Annotated in this window: 22 protein-coding genes; 4 read left to right on the top strand and 18 right to left on the bottom strand. The window is 55.7% G+C overall.

The window, feature by feature from the left end:
* The first annotated feature begins 12 nt into the window (after window positions 1-12).
* Together COO92_RS08615 and COO92_RS08610 are read left to right on the top strand one after the other, a co-directional pair.
* A complete protein-coding gene (locus COO92_RS08615; RefSeq protein ID WP_101301391.1) occupies window positions 13-1524 on the top strand; it encodes a YifB family Mg chelatase-like AAA ATPase in 1512 nt (503 codons plus the stop codon).
* An 85-nt stretch (window positions 1525-1609) separates the two neighbouring features.
* Window positions 1610-2182, top strand: coding sequence for a putative glycolipid-binding domain-containing protein (locus tag COO92_RS08610; RefSeq protein WP_101301389.1), 573 nt, complete (start codon window positions 1610-1612; stop codon window positions 2180-2182).
* A gap of 72 nt (window positions 2183-2254) precedes the next feature.
* Here COO92_RS08610 and COO92_RS08605 read toward each other — a convergent pair whose 3' ends face one another.
* The 11 genes from COO92_RS08605 to COO92_RS08550 form a co-directional block, all read right to left on the bottom strand.
* Window positions 2255-3007, bottom strand: a complete 753-nt coding sequence (locus COO92_RS08605) for an ATP-binding cassette domain-containing protein (protein ID WP_101301388.1) — start codon at window positions 3005-3007, stop codon at window positions 2255-2257.
* A 10-nt stretch (window positions 3008-3017) separates the two neighbouring features.
* Window positions 3018-4217 carry an alanine racemase gene (locus COO92_RS08600; RefSeq protein WP_101301386.1) on the bottom strand — a complete coding sequence of 400 codons (1200 nt, stop codon included), beginning with the start codon at window positions 4215-4217 and terminating at the stop codon, window positions 3018-3020.
* Between the two features lie 23 nt (window positions 4218-4240).
* A complete protein-coding gene (locus COO92_RS08595; protein WP_101301384.1) occupies window positions 4241-5242 on the bottom strand; it encodes an ABC transporter permease in 1002 nt (333 codons plus the stop codon).
* A gap of 113 nt (window positions 5243-5355) precedes the next feature.
* Window positions 5356-6417, bottom strand: a complete 1062-nt coding sequence (locus COO92_RS08590; RefSeq protein WP_101301382.1) for a substrate-binding domain-containing protein — start codon at window positions 6415-6417, stop codon at window positions 5356-5358.
* Between the two features lie 87 nt (window positions 6418-6504).
* Window positions 6505-7779: a M20 family metallopeptidase gene (locus tag COO92_RS08585; protein ID WP_101301380.1), complete on the bottom strand. Its 1275-nt coding sequence runs from the start codon at window positions 7777-7779 to the stop codon at window positions 6505-6507.
* Window positions 7776-8990, bottom strand: coding sequence for an ROK family transcriptional regulator (locus tag COO92_RS08580; RefSeq protein WP_101301378.1), 1215 nt, complete (start codon window positions 8988-8990; stop codon window positions 7776-7778). The genes COO92_RS08585 and COO92_RS08580 overlap by 4 nt, the downstream gene beginning before the upstream one ends.
* A gap of 176 nt (window positions 8991-9166) precedes the next feature.
* Entirely contained in the window at window positions 9167-9754 is a 588-nt protein-coding gene (locus tag COO92_RS08575) for a class I SAM-dependent methyltransferase (RefSeq protein WP_101301377.1), read from the bottom strand.
* Window positions 9755-9916: 162 nt separating this feature from the next.
* A complete protein-coding gene (locus tag COO92_RS08570) occupies window positions 9917-10222 on the bottom strand; it encodes a hypothetical protein (RefSeq protein ID WP_022733686.1) in 306 nt (101 codons plus the stop codon).
* Window positions 10223-10290: 68 nt separating this feature from the next.
* On the bottom strand, window positions 10291-10584 hold the full coding sequence (locus COO92_RS08565) for a phosphoribosylpyrophosphate synthetase (RefSeq protein WP_101301375.1): 294 nt from the start codon (window positions 10582-10584) through the stop codon (window positions 10291-10293).
* 110 nt (window positions 10585-10694) lie between these two features.
* Window positions 10695-11198 carry a GNAT family N-acetyltransferase gene (locus COO92_RS08560; protein ID WP_101301373.1) on the bottom strand — a complete coding sequence of 168 codons (504 nt, stop codon included), beginning with the start codon at window positions 11196-11198 and terminating at the stop codon, window positions 10695-10697.
* A 281-nt stretch (window positions 11199-11479) separates the two neighbouring features.
* On the bottom strand, window positions 11480-12220 hold the full coding sequence (locus tag COO92_RS08550) for an SDR family oxidoreductase (RefSeq protein ID WP_101301369.1): 741 nt from the start codon (window positions 12218-12220) through the stop codon (window positions 11480-11482).
* Window positions 12221-12344: 124 nt separating this feature from the next.
* On the opposite strand from COO92_RS08550, the gene COO92_RS08545 reads away from it, so the two are divergent.
* Window positions 12345-13244, top strand: coding sequence for a LysR family transcriptional regulator (locus COO92_RS08545; RefSeq protein ID WP_101301368.1), 900 nt, complete (start codon window positions 12345-12347; stop codon window positions 13242-13244).
* Between the two features lie 10 nt (window positions 13245-13254).
* On the opposite strand, the gene COO92_RS08540 is transcribed toward COO92_RS08545, so the two are convergent.
* The 3 genes from COO92_RS08540 to COO92_RS08530 form a co-directional block, all read right to left on the bottom strand.
* Window positions 13255-13764 carry an SRPBCC domain-containing protein gene (locus COO92_RS08540; protein ID WP_022733692.1) on the bottom strand — a complete coding sequence of 170 codons (510 nt, stop codon included), beginning with the start codon at window positions 13762-13764 and terminating at the stop codon, window positions 13255-13257.
* A gap of 87 nt (window positions 13765-13851) precedes the next feature.
* On the bottom strand, window positions 13852-14799 hold the full coding sequence (locus COO92_RS08535; protein ID WP_101301366.1) for a 2-hydroxyacid dehydrogenase: 948 nt from the start codon (window positions 14797-14799) through the stop codon (window positions 13852-13854).
* Between the two features lie 183 nt (window positions 14800-14982).
* The gene (locus COO92_RS08530) at window positions 14983-15402 is read right to left on the bottom strand and encodes a VOC family protein (RefSeq protein ID WP_022733694.1); all 420 of its coding nucleotides are present in this window, start codon (window positions 15400-15402) and stop codon (window positions 14983-14985) included.
* A 110-nt stretch (window positions 15403-15512) separates the two neighbouring features.
* Between COO92_RS08530 and COO92_RS08525 the strand changes: the two genes are divergently transcribed.
* On the top strand, window positions 15513-16451 hold the full coding sequence (locus tag COO92_RS08525) for a LysR substrate-binding domain-containing protein (RefSeq protein ID WP_101301364.1): 939 nt from the start codon (window positions 15513-15515) through the stop codon (window positions 16449-16451).
* Window positions 16452-16482: 31 nt separating this feature from the next.
* Here COO92_RS08525 and COO92_RS08520 read toward each other — a convergent pair whose 3' ends face one another.
* The 4 genes from COO92_RS08520 to hisF all read right to left on the bottom strand — a co-directional run bounded on the left by COO92_RS08520 (window position 16483) and on the right by hisF (window position 18725).
* Window positions 16483-16959 (bottom strand): DUF6314 family protein, encoded by a 477-nt coding sequence (locus tag COO92_RS08520; protein WP_240626375.1) that lies wholly within the window; start codon window positions 16957-16959, stop codon window positions 16483-16485.
* A gap of 84 nt (window positions 16960-17043) precedes the next feature.
* On the bottom strand, window positions 17044-17415 hold the full coding sequence (locus tag COO92_RS08515) for a histidine triad nucleotide-binding protein (RefSeq protein WP_101301363.1): 372 nt from the start codon (window positions 17413-17415) through the stop codon (window positions 17044-17046).
* Window positions 17416-17624: 209 nt separating this feature from the next.
* The gene (locus COO92_RS08510; protein ID WP_101301361.1) at window positions 17625-17960 is read right to left on the bottom strand and encodes a phosphoribosyl-ATP diphosphatase; all 336 of its coding nucleotides are present in this window, start codon (window positions 17958-17960) and stop codon (window positions 17625-17627) included.
* A 3-nt stretch (window positions 17961-17963) separates the two neighbouring features.
* Window positions 17964-18725, bottom strand: coding sequence for an imidazole glycerol phosphate synthase subunit HisF (gene hisF, locus COO92_RS08505; protein WP_022733700.1), 762 nt, complete (start codon window positions 18723-18725; stop codon window positions 17964-17966).
* Between the last annotated feature and the right edge of the window lie 12 nt (window positions 18726-18737).

Raw genomic sequence — 18737 nt, 5'->3', positions numbered from 1 at the left:
GGATCAGCCAACATGACAGCGCGGGTTACAACGGTTGCCTTTGCCGGGATTGAAACGATTGCCGTGGATGTTCAGGTGCAAATGGCAAGTGGCCTGCCGGCGTTTTCGGTTGTTGGATTGCCTGATAAAGCCGTGTCCGAGGCCCGCGAACGGGTGCGATCCGCCTTATCAAGCATGGGGCTGGCCTTACCACCCAAGCGCATCACGATTAACCTTGCCCCGGCCGATTTGCTCAAAGAAGGGTCGCATTTCGATCTTCCGATTGCATTGGGTCTTCTGGCCGAGATGGATGTTATCGGCCATGAGGATATCGCCCGGTTTTTAGCCCTCGGTGAGCTTGGCCTTGATGGCAGCATCACCAGTGTTGGCGGGGTCTTACCCGCCGCCATGGAAGCCAGCATGCAGGAATTTGGCGTGATCTGCCCGTGTGACAATGGGGCAGAGGCGCTTTGGGCGGGCGATCTTGAGATCCTGGCGCCCAAGAACCTTGTCAGCCTGATCAATCATTTCAAAGGCACACAAATTCTCGCCCGGCCACGTGCCGTTGCCAATGTCGCCCCGGCTAGTCCGGTGTCAGACCTGCGTGACATCAAGGGACAGGAAAGTGCCAAAAGGGCACTCGAAATCGCCGCTGCTGGCGGGCATAATTTATTGATGAGCGGCCCGCCCGGATCGGGGAAATCCATGCTGGCCGCACGTCTTCCGGGTATTTTACCTGATCTGGATGCAAGACAAGCACTTGAAACCACGGTCATTCATTCGGTTTCGGGATTGCTGCCCGAAGGCGGGTTGATCCGCACGCGGCCGTTCAGGCAACCACACCATTCTGCATCGATGCCTGCACTGGTTGGTGGCGGCCATCGGGTCAAACCCGGCGAAATGTCGTTGGCTCATAACGGGGTTCTGTTTTTGGACGAACTGCCGGAATTTCAGCGAAATGTACTCGATGCGCTGCGTCAGCCACTTGAAACCGGGCAGGTATCAGTGGCACGCGCCAATGCGCATGTGACCTATCCGGCGCGGGTGCAGCTGGTGGCGGCGATGAACCCGTGTCGTTGCGGGTATCTGGGTGATAATGACCTTGCATGCAGCCGGGCCCCACGCTGTGGCGAGGATTATCAGGCGCGGCTTTCCGGCCCGCTTCTGGACCGGTTTGACATTCAGATTGATGTACCGGCAGTAAAGCCTGAAGAACTTGATTTGCCGGCAAACGGCGAAACCAGTGCGACTGTGCGCGAACGGGTGTTTCTGGCGCGTGAACTTCAAATGTTACGATATAAAAACGAACATATCTCAACCAATGCCTTGGCCGATGGCGAGGTTCTGCAAACTGCGGCCGCCCCCGATGATGCCGGGCGAGAACTGTTGCAGGATGCCACCCGGCGCATGAAGCTTTCGGCGCGTGGATATCACCGGATTTTGCGGGTTGCGCGCACGATTGCCGATCTGGCGGGCAGTGGCATTGTCAAACGCCCCCATATTGCCGAGGCGCTGAATTACCGGCAGATGATGTATCGGCGGTAAGAAATTTTCCGTTGTTGCTTGCCCAAATCGCCAACATGCGGTGGCGACGGAGTTTGACGACATTTTGCACAGAGGAGAGGATTGAATGCGGACATCGGTGTGTTGGACCAACTGGCAGGGACAGGGGCTTGAACGCTGCACGCTTGTTCAGGATGACGCGCATTTGATCCTTGAAGGAGTGGTTTCAGGCATGCGCGGGGGCAAATATGGTGCCTATTACTCGGTGCGTGCGGACGCGCAATGTCGGACACGTGAAGTGCTGGTCAAATATATTGGTGGTCAAACGTTGCATGTTGTGGCCGATGGGGACGGTCATTGGCATGACATCCTTGGCGACCGGCCGGTGCCGTCGCTTGATGGGTGCTTTGATGTTGATATTGGTGTAACCCCGGCCACCAACACCTTGGCGATCAAGCGGCTTGGGCTGGCGCCAAAGGCCCGTCAGGATATTGTCGCGGCCTATGTCCCACTGCCAAGCCAGATTGAAGGGGCGTTTCTTCCCGTCCCGGCACAGCAGCGCTATACCTGTTTGATTGTGGATCGGCGGTATCGCTACGAAGGATTATTCCGGTCATTCAAGGCCGAGCTGGAACTGGATCGGTTTGGCTTGGTGATGGATTATCCTGATACCTTCCGGCGGGTTGAGGAAACCAGTTAGGCTGATATCTGATAGGGTATCCCCCAGCCAAGCCGTCTCGGCTGGAGGTGGGCGTTCCAATGGATGTCCGGGTTACGCCGCATCACTTTGCTGTAAGCCGGTGATCATGCCGATGATTTCGTTTTTGTCGGTTTTGGCTGTTTCACGAATGCCGATTTGCTGACCGCGGCGGAGCACACAGACGCGATCAGCCAGACGGAAAACCTGATCAAGGCTGTGGCTGATGATCAGAACACCGATATTGCGCCGTTTCAGTGATTCAACGATTTCTTCGACCTTGGCGGTTTCAGCAACACCCAATGCCGCCGTTGGTTCATCAAGCAAGATGACCTTTTTCGCCCAGCGCGTGGCCCGCGCAATCGCAACCCCCTGGCGTTGACCGCCCGAAAGATCACGGATGGTGGCATGCGGGCTTGGAATACGGACATCCAGTTCATCAACCAGTTTCTGCGTTTCGGAAATCATGGTTTTGCGATCAAGCATGCCAATTTTGTTTGTGATTTCACGGCCCAGAAACATGTTCATATACACGCTTTGCTGATCGGCAAGGGCGAGGTCCTGATAGACGACCTCAATCCCATGCGACCGTGCAATTTCGGCACTGGCCATCGACACCGTTTCATCCTCAATCGTGATGGTGCCGGAACTGGGCGCATAAACGCCCGAGATGATCTTGATCAGGGTCGACTTGCCCGCGCCATTATCACCGACAAGGGCAACAATTTCCCCGGGATGGATATCAAGGGAGAAGTTTTCAATCGCGGTGACCGCGCCAAAATGCTTCTGAATGTCTTTGAGGCTCAGGACCGGTTTTGTATTGCTCATGAGATGTCTCCTAAACCGGCCATGCGGTGGTTTCGCCAAAGCTGTTTTCAATGGTTTCAACAACCGGATTACCGGTCGAAATACCCGATACCCCAACCACATAGGCACGGGTGACAAAGGCCTGCCCGCGGAAACCGAATATGGCGGTATCGCCCGGTTTCGGAGCCTTTGGCCCGGTGGCATCGATCATGGCGTAATAGTCAATCATCGAGGGCGGGGGTACTTCAACCGATCGCAATGCCGTTGCCGCGGTGGTTGGCTCATCGCCAACGATGGCTTGGACGTCATAATCGGGGAAAATCGGATCAATATAGAACCCGCCGCCAAAGCAATAAGCCTTACCACCCGACAGGTGGGACACCTCGGACAGATACAGCACAGCAGGCAGTTCCGGTAGGTCTTCAACCACATGAAGGGCGGTGGTGCCGTGGATGCCGTTACCTGGTTCGCATTGAGTTGCGCCCGCCTCGGCCAGACCGGCCAAAAGGACCGAGGATGTGGTGCCCGGCGCATTTATTTCGATATCAGAACGGCCATGTTTTGCCAGACGTTCGGCGGCCTTGGTCAGCGTGGTTAAATTCTGGGTTGGCAGGACCTTGCGGCTGTCATGATCAAACAGTAAGGCCGGGAATGTTGTAATTCCGGCAAAGCGTCCGCCCGCCAAATCATCAATGAAATCAGCAATATCTGTGATGTCACCGGCGCTAAACCCGCCTTCATGGCCGCGATAGAAGGTGTCGCCTTCGGCGTGGATGCGGGCCAGAATATCCTGAACATACCCGGCCTTGTGGGCGGCGGTGGCGGCCTCGGTCGCCTTGGTATCGTTAAAGACGGTCCAATAATCGGGGCGGAAGCGTGCGGCGGCTGCGTTTGCTTCGAATTTGGCGACCTGTTGAAGATGGCCCAGATGCCCAACGCGCAGCCCGGCATTATGAGTGGCGCGCGCGCAGGCCATATCGACCGCGACCGACCGGTCAATGCCGCCACGCATCACGGCATGCGAGAACGAGCTGGCGCGTCCGACCTGCTTGGTCATGGCAAATATTTTCAGACCGTGTTTGTCGGCCTCGGTTTTCAAGGTGCGCGCATTGGCCTCAACCGCATCAAGATCAAGGATATAGGCATTGGCGGGCACTTTGCCGTCACGGTGAAGGGCCATGGCGGCCTCGACGAATTTCGGATTGCGACGGCGTAAGACATCAAGAAACATGGTTTTTTTCCTGCTTTTTGGGCTTATCGCGCTTTTTCGCGCAACGAGACGGCAACGGCGGCCAGAATGATCAGGCCCCGGACGATCATTTGATCGGACACCGAAAGCCCCATCAGGATCAGCCCGTTATTGAGCATCCCCATCATCAGCGATCCAATCAGCGCACCGATGATCGTCCCCCGCCCCCCATGCAAAAGGGTTCCACCGACGATGACAGCGGCAATCACGGTCATCAGATCAGATTCGCCAAGCGTGTATTTGGCCGCCTGCAAACGCCCGGCATAGAGCAACCCGGCAAGTCCGGCCAATCCGCCCGACAGCATCAGGACATAAAGCCGAATGCGCGCAACCTTGATGCCCGACACACTGGCAGCCTGCGGGTTGTCACCGGTGGCAAGGACATGGGCGCCAAACCGGGTTTCGCGGTAAATGAAATGACCAACTGCAACGGCCAGAACCGTCCACCAGATCAACGAAGGAATGCCTAAAAAGCTGCCCGATCCAAAGAAACCGGCAAAATCGCCATCCAGAACCGGGATGGAGCGCAGATTGGTCATTGATCGGGCAATCCCGGCAAACAATCCCATGGTTGCCAAGGTCACCAAAAATGATGGCAGACGGACAAAGGCGACAACCGTTCCGTTGATTGCCCCGGCCAGCAGACCAGCCCCCATGCCAGCAGCAATGCCGGCCACCATCCCGTATTCATTCATGACCACGGCGGCAGCCAATGCGGAAACGGCAACGATGGAGCCAAACGACAGGTCGATTTCACCCGCCGACAACACAAACACCAGACCAATCGCAAGGATGGTCGCCGGGGCGGTTTGCAGCACGATGTTTGACAGATTGCGGATGCTTAAAAACCCGTTGTCGCCCAGTGTGATGGCAAAGAACAGGAAGATGGCAAGAAAGCCAAAATAAACGACATATTGCTGCAGATTGATCCGGCCAACAATCTGGCGCAGTGATCTGCTTGCGGCGGCGTTGGCAGATGTCGGGTTGCCGGGTTTTGATTGGGACATGATCGGTCACTTCCTTGGGCGGAACGGCAAAGCAAAGGGTGTCGATGGATGGTCAGAAAACATTATCGGTGTCCGTTTGCCGGGCGATGAGGTACCGCCCGGCAAGCAGGTGATCAGTTCATCATTTTGATGATGGAGTCCGGTGCATCGCGGTTAAGCGACTCTTTCCAGCCATCCAGGACGTTTTCTTTTTTCACCGTTAAGGCCGGCGCAACGATAAAGGGCGGGGTTTCTTCGCCCAAAATAGCCTTAAGGCCGGTTGCCGCCATGGCGCGGCCCAACTCATAGGCCTTGTCGGCGACAATTGCCGTTACATTGCCATCACGGACCATGTCAATTGCCACCGGTTCGGATAGATCAAGGGTGACGATTTTGGTGTGTTTGTTGCCATTGGCACGTAGGGCCGCCAAAACGCCATCAGCCGGTTCGGCCCATGTGACATAGATGCCATCAAGATCGGGATTCTGAAGCAGCATGGCATTTGCCAGTTCTTCGGCGCGGGCCGGGTCGGTGATGCCTTGCTCAGCGACGATTTCGATGTCCGGATAGTTATTTTCAATCGTGGTTTTGAACGCATTGTCACGCTGGTTGGTGACGTAATAGGTCGCGTCATGGAAAATCCAGCCGACCTTGCCTTTGCCACCGATTTCTGTGGCCAGTGCATCCGCAGCCTGTTTGCCCATGGCAAACAGGTCATCGGTGACGATGGCGGCATAATCGGTACCATGTTTATAGTCAGACGGCAGGTTGGACAGGAACACCAGTTTGGTATCGTTTTCAACTGCTTCGCGGAAAGCCGCAGCAGATGTCACCGGATCAAGCGGCAAGGCCAGAATGATATCAGGTTCTGCAGTCAGGGCCGTTTCGATGTCGCTGCGCTGACGTGCGGCATCAAAACCGGCATCGGTGGTGACAGCAATCTTGACCCCGGCTTTGGCGAATTCATCGGTTGCACCAGCAGATACCGCATTGATGAAATCCGATGATGTATGCCACAGCAAGGCAGCCTTAAGGCCTTTTTCCTTTAGGCTGGAAAATTCGGCATCCGAAAGGGTGATTTCGGCACTGGGGGTGGCGGTTTCGCCGTTCGGACCAACGGTTTGTGCAAAGGCAGCAGTGCTGCTCATCATGAATCCGGCAATAAGACCGGTTTTAAGCAATCCCTTAATCAACATGAGCCATTCCTCTGATAGATGGTGTGTTTTTGTTTTGTGGTTTCGTTGTTTTGTCTTGGCTTTAACGTGTCTTGTGTCGCCGGACGGTTAGTCTGCGATCCCTGAGTAACGGGCCATAAAGCAGGCAAAGGCGACGATGCCTGCAAAATATTCTTCGATATCGACGCGTTCTTCGAATGTGTGGCAGTTTCGGATATCACCCGGCGCGCAATAGACTGCCGGGGTACCCAACTCATTGACAAAGAACGGAGTTTCCGACCAAAACGGCGCACCTTCGATCTTGCCGCGCCCGGCCATGGCGGTGGCAACGGCGTTTGACAATTCGCGGACTTCAGGCAAGTTCGGGTCAATTTCAGCCGCCGATCCGCCCAGCGCATGGTCGCGGCCCGCCGGATAGCTGATCGACACCTGAATTTCCGGATCAGCAATCGCGCCGCGAATGACCTGTTCCATTTCACGCGCTGCGTCATCAAGGCTTTCGCCGGGCAGCAATTTACGGATTAGCGAAAGTTTGCATTCTTCCGGTACCGCAATGAAACCGCCGCCGGTCAATCCGGTGATCAGAAGGAAGCCTTCGCCGATCAGGTCATGATGGCCGCGTGATTTTAGATCATCGGAATGGTTCCAAAGGGCGGACATCACGGAATGGGCGGCTTTGAGTGCGTCCTTGCCCAGTTCTGGTACACCAAAATAGGCCGATTTACCGGTGATTTTGATGTCGGCAATGTAAAAGCCGATCTGGGCCGGATAGACCGCCAGACGGGTTGGTTCGACATAAACGGTAAAGTCGGGCTTGGCGATTTCACCTGCGGCAATGCGGTGAGTGTAATCCTTGATCCCGGCGGAAATACCCGATCCGGGCTGGCCGCTTTCTTCATCGCCGACATAGGCAAAAGCCAGATCGTTTTTAAGTTTGATACCCGCCGCATCCAGCAGACTGAGTGCGGCAAGCGATGCGCAAATCCCGGCCTTAAGGTCGCCCGATCCCCGGCCCCAGATTTCGCCATCAATCAACGGCGCACCAAAGGGATCTTCGCGCTCAGTCCCCTTCCAGTGATCGCGCCAGCCATCGACATGAACCGTATCGGTATGGCCGATGAACAAAAGTCGTTTCGATTTCGAAGTGTTTCCTTCGCCAACACCTTTGCGTTCACCCCAGATGTTTGGGCGACCGGGTTCAAATTCGGCGGTGGTGATGGCTTCGACCCCGCGGTTGGTCATCTGTTTGGACAGATAGGCGACGAAATTGGCTTCGTTGCCGGTAATGCTTTGCGCACCAATGGCGCCGCGAAACAGATCAAGCGCATCTTCGCGGTCCAGCAAGGCCGCCAGTTTGCTGTGCAGATCGTTGGTTTTGGTCATGTGCTTGCCCCCTTAAGGGAAACACTGCTGGCAGGCGGCAGGGAAATGCGCCCGTCGGGGGCATCCGCCCCGAAAAAGGTGTTATGCAGATGACCAAGTCCGATGGCGGCGGCACCGACGATGGCCGCACGCTGATGCAGGCTGCTGGGCACGATTGTGATGGGTTGGGGCATGATTTGCGGCAGGAATTTTTGCGTGCGGGCAATCATTTCCGGGCGGTTGCCAATTGATCCGCCAATGATAATTTTTTCCGGGTTGGCGATGGCTGTGATCGCACCGACCCCGAATGCAAGGTAGCGAGCCGTTTCATCAAGAACCTGATTGGCAGCATCTTCGCCGTCATTGGCGGCATCAAAGATCGCCGGGACTTTGACATCGCGCCCGGTCAGGGCCGTGTAACGCTGCATCATGCCGACAGAGGCAACAATGCGTTCATAGGCCCCCGCCCGAATGGATTCCGTATCGAACGGATCGGCGCCAAATGGCAGGAAACCCAGTTCACCGGCGGCGTTTCCCGCCCCACGTACCAGTTCACCATTGACCATCAGGCCACTGCCAATGCCGGTGCCAAGCGCGATAAAGGCCAGATTATCAATCCCCTGACCTTCGCCGAGCCAGTTTTCACCAAGAACCGCCAGATTGACGTCATTTTCAAGCATGACATCAAAGCCGAACGCCTTTTCAAAGGCGCTAAAGACATCCATGTCCTCAAATCCGGCAATATTGGGGGCGAGCAACACCTTGCCACTCTTGGGGTCGGGGGCACCTGGTACGCCAATGACCGCAAGGCGAATGCGGTTGCGATCGATCTTCTGGGAATCGGCGGCCTGCCAGCACAGCTCGGCAATCTGATCAATCAGATGCTGTCCGCCACGCGGATCGGTTTGGGCGACTTGTTCGGCAAAAACCTGACAGGCGAGATCGGCAATGGCGACCTGGACCTTTGTCCCGCCAAGGTCCACAGCGGCGATAAAGGCCGCATCGGGGATCAATTCATAGGTAACAGCGGTACGTCCGACATGGCCGGTGGTGCGCCCGGTTTCCTGTACCCAGCCGGCTTCTTCAAGCTGACGGACGATTTCCGAAATTGTTTGTTTGGAAAGCCCGGTTTGTTTGGCGATGGATGCGCGTGAAATCGGGCCATTCTGGACGATGACCTCCATCACGGCACGTTGGGAAAACTTCCGGGAAATGCGCAAGGATTCGCTCACCGACCTCTCCTGATTGATCTGATTATTGTTTGGTTTATTTAATTCGTTCAGTTACCGAACTATCTATATCAGAAGAAGCTCTGTCAAGGGTGATATGCGCGCAAAATGCGCCACCCGATGTTAAACCCGTTGGGTTCTGGGGCGTTTTTGATTGTTAAGTGAATGAAATATAACGCTTATGCAGATTGCAAGGCGCGGGCGCGCTGAAGCCGTTCAATCTTGTAAACTGATGAGGGCGGCATGTTGCGCACGGTGGTTCCAATGCGCGTGGCGCGCAAACCAAGACGACCGAGAATGGCCGAGGGGACGGGACAGCGCGGGCCATAAGTGAACTGGTAAAACGCACCATCATCGCGCAAATAACCAAAAGTACCGGTCAGTATTCCCATGATCTGGCGCGGTTTCATCGACAAAAGCGGCAGGCCGCTAATGACGGTGGCAAGCGTGCTAGGGGCATAAAGACCGGCCTTTGCCAGCCGGGTGGCATCCATTTGTAAGATGCGGGCATCGGGATGACGGTCCGACAACAGACGGGAAAAATACGGTCCCGCTTCGATCAGGGTCAGATCATTTTCGGGTAGTCCGCGTTTAAGCAGCTCACGGGTAAAGACCCCGGTGCCCGGCCCCAGTTCAAGAACCGGGCCTTGACCGGGGACGACTTCGGATGTGATCAACTGCGCGAGTGCGGGGCTGGATGGCGAAATGGCCGAAACCCGTCTGGGATCGGTTACCCAGGCCCGAAAAAACGGCAAAAGATCCGACATGTGCGTGTCTGCCTCGATACGGTGTGTTTATGGTTAGTCTAGGTCCTGAGCCTTAGCTATTGACCTTTTATGTCGCGACAGGTGTTTATTTGTGTTCATTTTGCGAAATTGCACGCTGTCGCGGTGACACAAGATCGTGAGCCTTGTGACCATTTCTTAAGGTTACGAGGCGTTTTCCTGTCGATTTTTACGCAGAACATCAATCAAACGGGCTTCTTGCGGATCAGCGTGGAAGCTGTTGGGGATGATCATCACGCCTTTGGTGCCGTCATTGGCCTCGATCATGTAAAGGGTGGCGTCATCGCCGGGATCGGTGCCGTTATCGGTGCTGTTGGAATGCACCAGACGTAATTCATGAGGTTGGTAAAGGTGGCCGGTGCCGTCGCTGCGTGCACCATCGTCTTCACACATGAAATGATGTTCGAAACCGTGTTCTTTGGCATTTGCCTGAAGATCAGCCAAGGTCATTTGGTCCTCCTGAAACGCAATTTGTTCGATATAGAGAAAACGCCAGACCAGACAACTTGTTCCAGAGATCAGGAATGCTTTCGCCGTAAATGATCGATCAGATCCGCCTTGTCGGCATCGGTGTGGAAGCTGTCAGGGACAATCAGCATGCCGCGTGTGCCGTCATTGGCCTCGATCATGTAAAGGGTGGCATCATCACCGGGATCGGTGCCGGCATCGACGGATCTGGAATCGATGATGGTCAGGTCATCGGCATGATACTTCGCCTGTTTCCCGTCACATGTGACAAGGGCGCCCGATGCACTGAAAACATGGGAAAATCCGCGATTACGGGCCATTTCCTGCAAGTCGGATAAATTCATGGTGAACCTCCGTCTGTGTGTTTTACCAAGATCGTCATGGTCAGACTACCAGATTTGACCAACAACATGGTTGGACAAAGGCAAAATCGATCAGTTTTGGGATGATATTTTTATGATGACGCCGGGTCGAGCGCCATTTTCATGCCTTCGTGGCTGGCAACAAAGCCAAGCCGTTCATAAAACCGATGGGCATCCTTACGGGTTTTATCGGTGGTGAACTGTATCAGGACAGCGCCAAGTAATTTCGATATCGAAATAGATTCTAAAATCAGCTTTTCACCGATCTTTTGACCGCGATGGCGGCTTGATACCCGCACCCCTTCGATCTGCGCACGCAATTGCCCGCGTCGCGACAATCCGGCAATCAGGGTTAACTGCAAACATCCAACAATATCATCGCCTTGGCAGGCCAGAAGGTACTGGTTGGGCAGGGCTGCGGTCGATTGCGATGTCATGGCGTCAAAGGCGGCGTAATAGGCATCGGGTAAAGGATCGGTGCATTCTTCGCGGGTTTTGCCCTTTTCGTCATCGGCCAGAAGCGCAACGATGGCGGGCAGATCATCGCGGGTGGCCGGTCGGAAAGTGATTTCGGTCGGCGTGGGGCTGTTGATCATCGGGGTTCTCTTGGGTGGTGGCGTCTGGTGCGGGTGTTTGCGGGCCATCATGCTGCAAAACCCGGTCAATGGACAGATACAACAGGATATTTGATATCGTTTTTCGCGATGGGGGCTTGGTTAAAACAGCAATGATGCCGCCGGTGAAACCACGCGGCGGCATCATAACGGCCCAGCATTCAACCAAATCGGGCATCAGACCAAACGCAGGTGCGGGGGTGGGGGAAATCACCTGCGATAACCTGATGCCAGACCGGTTTCAGGGGTAGGCGATGTTTGAGTTACGCCAACCCACCATTGGCGCGCAGGGTTTGACCATCAACCCAGCCAGAGTCCTTCCCAGCCAGGAAGGAAACCACCCCGGCGATATCGTCGGGCTGTCCAAGTCGTTCAAGTGGGGGCATTTTGGAAAACTGGGCGATTTGCTCATCGGTTTTGCCATTCAGGAACAGTTCGGTTGCAACCGGGCCCGGGGCCACAGCATTGACCGTGATCTGACGGCCGCGCAGTTCCTTGGCATAGACCGCTGTCATGGCCTCAACCGCCGCCTTGGTGGCGTTATAGACCGCATAGCCCGGCAATTTCAGATGAAGGGCCGTGGTTGAAAAATTGATCACCCGGCCATGATCGCGCAGGTGTTTCGCCCCTTCGCGGAGCATGTTGAATGTGCCGCGTACATTGATGTCCATCATCGCATCAAAGGTTGCGTCACTCATCTCGGCAATCGGCTGTGTGGTCATCACACCAGCATTATTGACAATGACATCCACCCCGCCAAATTCGGCAATGGTTTTGTCAAACAGGGCGGTGACGGCGTCTGGTCGGGCGATATCGGCCTTCACCGCGAGGGCCTTGTGCCCATCAGATTTCAGGCTTTCGGCCAATTCTTCGGCGGCGGCGGCAGAATTGGCGTAATTGATCACGACAGCAAAGCCATCTGCGGCCAATCGTTTGGCAAGGGCGACACCAATGCCGCGTGATGCGCCGGTGATGATGGCGGTTCTGTTTTCCATGGCAGACATGAAATTTCTCCTTGGTGGATGTGCATGTAAGCGCGATGGGCTCACTATGACCGAGATGACATTTGGGATAATTGCGCTATATTCGAATTGACTGTTCGAATTTTGATAACAATGAGACATGGCGATGGACCGGTTTGAGGAAATGCGCAATTTCGTCCGGGTGGTGGAGCGCAAAAGCTTTACCAAGGCGGCCGGGGATCTTTTGATCCCGCGTGCGACCATGACCAATTCTATCCAGCGCCTTGAAGCGCGTCTGCGGACCCGGTTGCTTGATCGTACGACGCGCACCGTGGTGCCGACACTCGATGGCGAGGCCTATTACCGGCGGTGTGTCGATATTCTGGCCGAGCTTGAAGAAGCCGATGGTATCTTTCGCCGGACGGATCCGCGCGGGCTTTTGCGGGTGAATTTACAAGGCACGCTGGCGCGCAAATTTATCATTCCGCGTCTGCCGGAGTTTCTGGAACGCTATCCCTGTATCGATCTGATGATTAGTGACGGTGACCGGTTTGTCGATCTGGTGCATGAGGGATTTGATTGCGTGGTGCGCAGTGGCGGATTGTCAGATTCGTCAATGATTGCACGACGGCTTGCCATCTTGCGTGAGGCAACCGTTGCCAGCCCGGATTATATCGCCCGCACGGGCATGCCCGAAACGCTTGAAGACCTGAAAACCCAGGGCCATACGATGGTGTGCTTTCTGTCAGGTGCCGATGACAAGCCGATCCCGCTTGATTTCACAGTCAATGGCACGGTGCGCCAGATGATGCTTCCGGCCAGCATTTCGGTCACCAGCGCGGATAGCTATGCGGCGTGCGCCTATGCCGGGCTTGGTTTGGTTCAGGTGCCGCGCTATCGGGTTGCTGATGATCTTAAAGCCGGGCGGTTGGTGGATATCCTGCCCGAATTTCCGCCCGATCCGATGCCGGTCAGCATCCTGTATCCGCAAAACCGTCAGCTTTCAGTCAGGGTGCGGGTGTTTGTCGATTGGGTGGCCAATATTCTGGCCGAGGCGGATATCTAACCCACAAAGATTACGCCGGGCCTTCATGGGCGGAAAGCTGTTTGATGCGATTTCGCAATGAAACCAGATGGGCTTGCCAGTAATGGGTCATCATTGGCTTGAACCGGTTGTCATTCAGGCCATTGCGTGCCGGGTGGGCCGCGGATAATGCCTCAAGCCCGCTATGGGTCAGGGTCAGGCGCGTGGCGTCACCAGATTGCGCAAAGCGGATATCAACATGGGTGACAGGTTCTTTGCGGTCTGCTGTTGGCCAGCGCCATTCAAATGCCAGCCGTTTGGCCGGGTCCCAATGGATCACTTTGCCCGCCTCGACCACGAAATCGGGACGACGTTTATCGACTTCCTGTAAAAACCGCGTGCCATTATCGCGCTCGCCAAATTGCATGACGCCGGGGCGATTGCCAATCAGCCGGTTGCGCGGGCCTTGCTTCCACCAAAGATCAATCTCGTTGGTAAACACGTCAAAAGCCGTCTGGGCATCGCAGTCAACACGAAGGGCGACAAAGGTTTTGGCCGACATGGGGTGTCCTATGAGGTAAAACGGGCGGGGTGCTGTTTCTTCCCAGAAAGCACCCCGCCCGGCAAGTCAATTCATCTATCCGCGCGTTTAGTAGCCACTTTGACGATCGACAAGGCCGGTTGGCGTCTCACCACGTGCCATGCGATCAATGTTTTGCGCAATCTGATCGGCCGATTCCTCAACCCGGGTCGCCGCGGCAATATGCGGGGTGATGCGGATTTTCGGATGATCCCAGAACGGATGACTTTCGGGCAGCGGCTCGGTAACGGCAACATCCAAAAACGCACCGCGCAGATGCCCTGTATCAATCGCACGCAGCAAGTCGGCCTCATTGATCATCGCACCGCGTGCGGCATTAATGATCGCAGCCCCCTTTGGCAGATGCGACAGGGTTTCGCTGTTAAGCAATCCCTCGGTTTCCGGCGTGCGCGGCAGAAGGCAGATCAGAATATCGGCCTCGCCCAGAAATTCGTCAAAGGCATCCTCACCGGCAAAGGTGGTGATGCCCTCAATCGCCTTCATCGAGCGGCTCCAACCTGAAACGCCAAAGCCAAGGTTCGAAAGCGCGGTGGCAACGGCCGCGCCCAGGGCGCCCAGCCCCATGACACCAACCCGGCATTTTGAAATGCGTGCGACGTCATGCTGGGTCCAGTTGGCCTTGGCCTGCTGGGCGCTATAGACATCAAAATCACGCATGAAATGAAGGGCCGCATACAGATGATATTGCACCATCTGATCGGCCATCCCCGCATCTTCAAGCCGGATGACCGGGATGTTTTTCGGCAGACTTGGCGATGAGACAACATGATCGACCCCGGCCCCCAGCGAAAAGATCGCTTTAAGGTTGGTCAGGTTTTTGATCAGTCCCTGCGGCTGTTTCCAGAACAGGGCAAAGTCAATCGTTGCGGAATCGTAATTGTCGTCGCCCGTGACGATATTGGCATCAGGCAGCCGTTCAACCAGCGCCTTTTTCCAATCGGCGTCTTCGCCCGCGGCGGAAATAAGGATATTGGGCGCGGCAGTATTGGTTGGCATGGGGCTTTCTCCTGATGCGGTGACAAATGAGGGTGCCGGTTTTTGGGGGTCCATCAATATAAACGCGCCAGATCGCAAAGCGTTCCGGTGTGTTTTCCAGCACGTCTATTGATGGCAGCAGTTAAGGACGTTGGTCAACCGTTCGGCGTGGGGATGCCTCGATGATTGTACCGTCCCCCGAGATCAATGGGCAAAGATCATCGCCGGGTCGCGGAATGTTTTGAATTCCACGCCATTTCCCGCCGGGTCCTCAACAAAAAACGTCCCCTGCTCGCCCGGTTCACCGGCAAAGCGGATTTTCGGTTCCAGCAGGAATGTTACCCCGGCGTTTTTCAGGCGCTCGGCCAGACCATGCCAGACGTCCCATTCCAGAACCGCGCCAAAATGCGGGATTGGCACCGCATCGCCATCGACCGTGCCCGACCCGGCGTTTTGCCCGGCCTCAGACCGGACATGGGCGGACAGCTGATGACCAAAGAAATCAAAATCAATCCACGCCTCGGTCGAGCGACCTTCGTCACAGCCCAGTATATCAATGTAAAACGCGCGGGTGTCGGCGATGGATTTGATCGGGAAGGCCAGATGGAACGGGGGTAAGGACATGGGATTCTCCTAAGATTATCTAATGCTGTGTTGTTTGAAACAGTCTAAACCAGCATAATACTGCCGGTAAAATCAGAAGTTCTGCATTTAGCATCAGGAAATCTATTGATATGGCGCTGCGTCCGACCACCCCGCCGCTCAATGCGCTGCGCGCGTTTGAGGCAGCCGCCCGGTTGGGCAGTTTTGCCCGTGCGGCGCATGAATTATCGGTGACAGCCGGGGCTGTCAGTCAGCAGGTCGCCAACCTTGAGGCCAGCCTTGGCATGGCGCTGTTTGATCGTAATGGGCCGAAACTTACTTTGCGGGATGCTGGACGGGCCTATTTACCGACATTGCGAAGGGCGCTCGACGAGATTGAAGCCGCAACCCTTGATCTGGTCACCCATGGGACGGGGGAACGTAAACTGGTGATCGGGGCATTGCATACCATCGCCAGTGCGTGGCTGATCCCACGATTAAACCGCTTTCAAAACGAATATCCGGATATTCGCCCGGTGATCGAAACCCTGGCGCTTAATTTCGCCACCCCGGACCGCAGCCCCGAGCTTGGCAGTCGGCTTTTGGATGTTGGGCTGTATTTTGGCAATGGGACTTGGCCGGGGCTGAAATCTGATAAGATTCTTGATGAAATTCAGGTGGTTGTCGCCAAACCGGGATATGTCACGCCGGATCGGAAAGGCGACCTTGCAGCCCTGATTTCCGATCATCCACGGTTGGTCCATACCACCCGGCCCAAGGCGTGGCATGATTGGGGATTGGCGCATGGGGTTGCCATCACCGGGGCGCCGGGACCGGGGTTTGAGCATTTCTTTATGCTGATTGAGGCCGCCAAGGCGGGCATGGGCTTGGCGCTTTTGCCGCGTGTCCTGATCGAAGGGCCGTTGGCCGAGGGTGGGCTTGAAATCGTCTGTGACGCGACCTTGCAAAGTGATGGTGCTTACTACCTGATCACGCCGGAGAACCGGCTGGACCGGCCAGAAGCCCGCGCCTTTCGCGATTGGGTCTTGCGCGAAGCTGCGATGGGGTCCGGTGCCCTCGGATCGCCCTAACCAATTGGAAATAGGTGCATTTATTGCGGAATCAGGTGCCAGATTTACGGCGATAGATGCTGTGCAGAAAATGGTCTTTCTTCGGGCCTGTGATTTTTATTTTTGTTTCGAAATGATTGGCATCACGCCAGATCATGCAGTGATGGTAAAAATCATCCCCGCACGGATGAATGTCGCGTGCACAAAGCCCTTCGTCGGCATCTTCGCCAAAGTGCAGCATCACATAGCGATTGCCAAAGCTGAGCGGATCGCGAAACAGAAGTTCGATTGAGGCCGGGCTTTCATGCAGCACAAAATCATATTCGCGGTAACCATCAAACCGTTGACCATCGGTGCGGGTCAGAAACCCTTCCTCGCGATAGCGCAGGACATTGGGTTTGTCCGGCTCGGCCATATGGAACGTCACATCCCCAACAAACTGGCCGACATCCCCCAGATCGCGTTCAAGCGTCCAGTCGCCGGGCAGGGCGGCAAAGATTTCAGATGCTGTCGGGGTGAGTGCGGTCATGGTTGGAAAATGCGTTTTGTTGCAGGGATAAAAAAGGCAGGGTCGCGCAGCGGTGCCCTGCCTTTTGCATGATTTTTCAGGTGTTTATGCCTTGGGTAACATCAGCGGTAGCTTTTCACCGCCCAGGATATGCACATGCAGGTGCGGGACGTCCTGACGGCCGTGTTCGCGGGTGTTGGCGATCAGGCGGTAGCCGTCCTCATTCACACCGGCAGCCGCCGAAATTTTTCCAATCGCGCGGGTATAGGCGATGATTTCGGCATCCGATGCATGGGTGGCGAAATCGTCATAGGACGTGTATGGGCCTTTTGGGATCACCAGCACATGGGTCGGGGCCTGTGGCGCGATGTCGTTGAAGGCCAGCACATGGTCGTCTTCAAAGACCTTGCTGCACGGGATGTCGCCGCGCAGGATTTTGGCAAAGATGTTTTCCGGGTCATAGGGTTTGACGGCCATTGGGGGCTCCTGATCGCTAGATTTGGTTTATGGCTGCCATATTGAACAGGCTTTGCTTTGGGTGCAATTTGGATTTTCAGAAAATGATGGCTGTTTTGCTGTGCTGTCCGTCCCGGCGAGGTCCGGTGCGGCACGCTGGATGCCCGCCTGCGCGGGCATGACGGTATGATGGAGCTGCGATTGCACAGATGATGGCGCCGTAAACTGGCCTAGTCGTCGGCGCGTGCGGCTTTCTCGGCAATGCCTGAAATGCCCTGACGTTCGGCCAGAATGTTCCAGACATCTTGTGGTTTCACACCCTGATCGGCCCAGAGCACCATGAGGTGATAGAGAAGATCGGCACTTTCGGACGCGACTTTTTCCGGGGTTTCGGCCAATGCGGCAATGACGGTTTCAACGCCTTCTTCGCCGACTTTCTGGGCGATTTTGGCCGTGCCTCTGGCAAATAGCTTGGCGGTGTAGCTGGTGTCGGGGTCGGCACCCTTGCGCGCGGCCACGGTGGCATAAAGCGCATCAAGGATATGTTGATCTTGCGGGTTTGGCATTTTCTACTCCTCACGCACGGGGATGCCCGCCGCCTTCATGTGGTCTTTGACCTCGCGGATGCGATAGGTGCCAAAATGGAAGATGGATGCGGCCAAAACCGCCGATGCATGGGCATCACGCACCCCTTCGACCATATGATCAAGGGTTCCGACCCCGCCCGAGGCAATCACGGGCACATGCACACTGTCGGCAATGGTTTTGGTCAGTGGGATGTTAAAGCCCGACTGTGTGCCATCGCGGTCCATCGAGGTGACCAGAAGTTCGCCCGCGCCATATTCAGTCATTTGTTTTGCAAACGAAACGGCGTCGATCCCGGTGGCTTCGCGCCCGCCATGGGTAAAGATTTCAAATTTGTCCGGGCCGGTTGATTTGGCATCAATCGAAACGACAATGCATTGCGATCCGAACTTGCGGGCGGCTTCGCGAACGAAATCGGGGTTTTTGACCGCGGCGGTATTGATCGAAACTTTATCGGCCCCGGCCAGAAGCAATTTGCGAATATCATCAAGCGACCTTACCCCGCCGCCGACGGTGACCGGCATAAAGCAGGCTTCTGCGGTGCGCGCGACCACGTCAAAGATGGTGTCGCGGTTGTCACTGGATGCTGTGATATCAAGGAAGCACAGCTCGTCGGCACCTTCGGCATCGTAAATACGCGCCTGTTCGACCGGATCGCCGGCATCAATCAGATCAACGAAATTGACACCTTTGACAACGCGGCCGTCCTTAACATCAAGACAGGGAATGACACGGGTTTTCAGCATGGTCGGTTTCCT

The organism is Thalassospira lohafexi (assembly GCF_002844275.1).
GTDB lineage: Bacteria > Pseudomonadota > Alphaproteobacteria > Rhodospirillales > Thalassospiraceae > Thalassospira > Thalassospira lohafexi.
The sequence above is the reverse complement of the archived record's forward strand: the minus strand, read 5'-3'. Positions and strand labels throughout refer to the sequence as shown.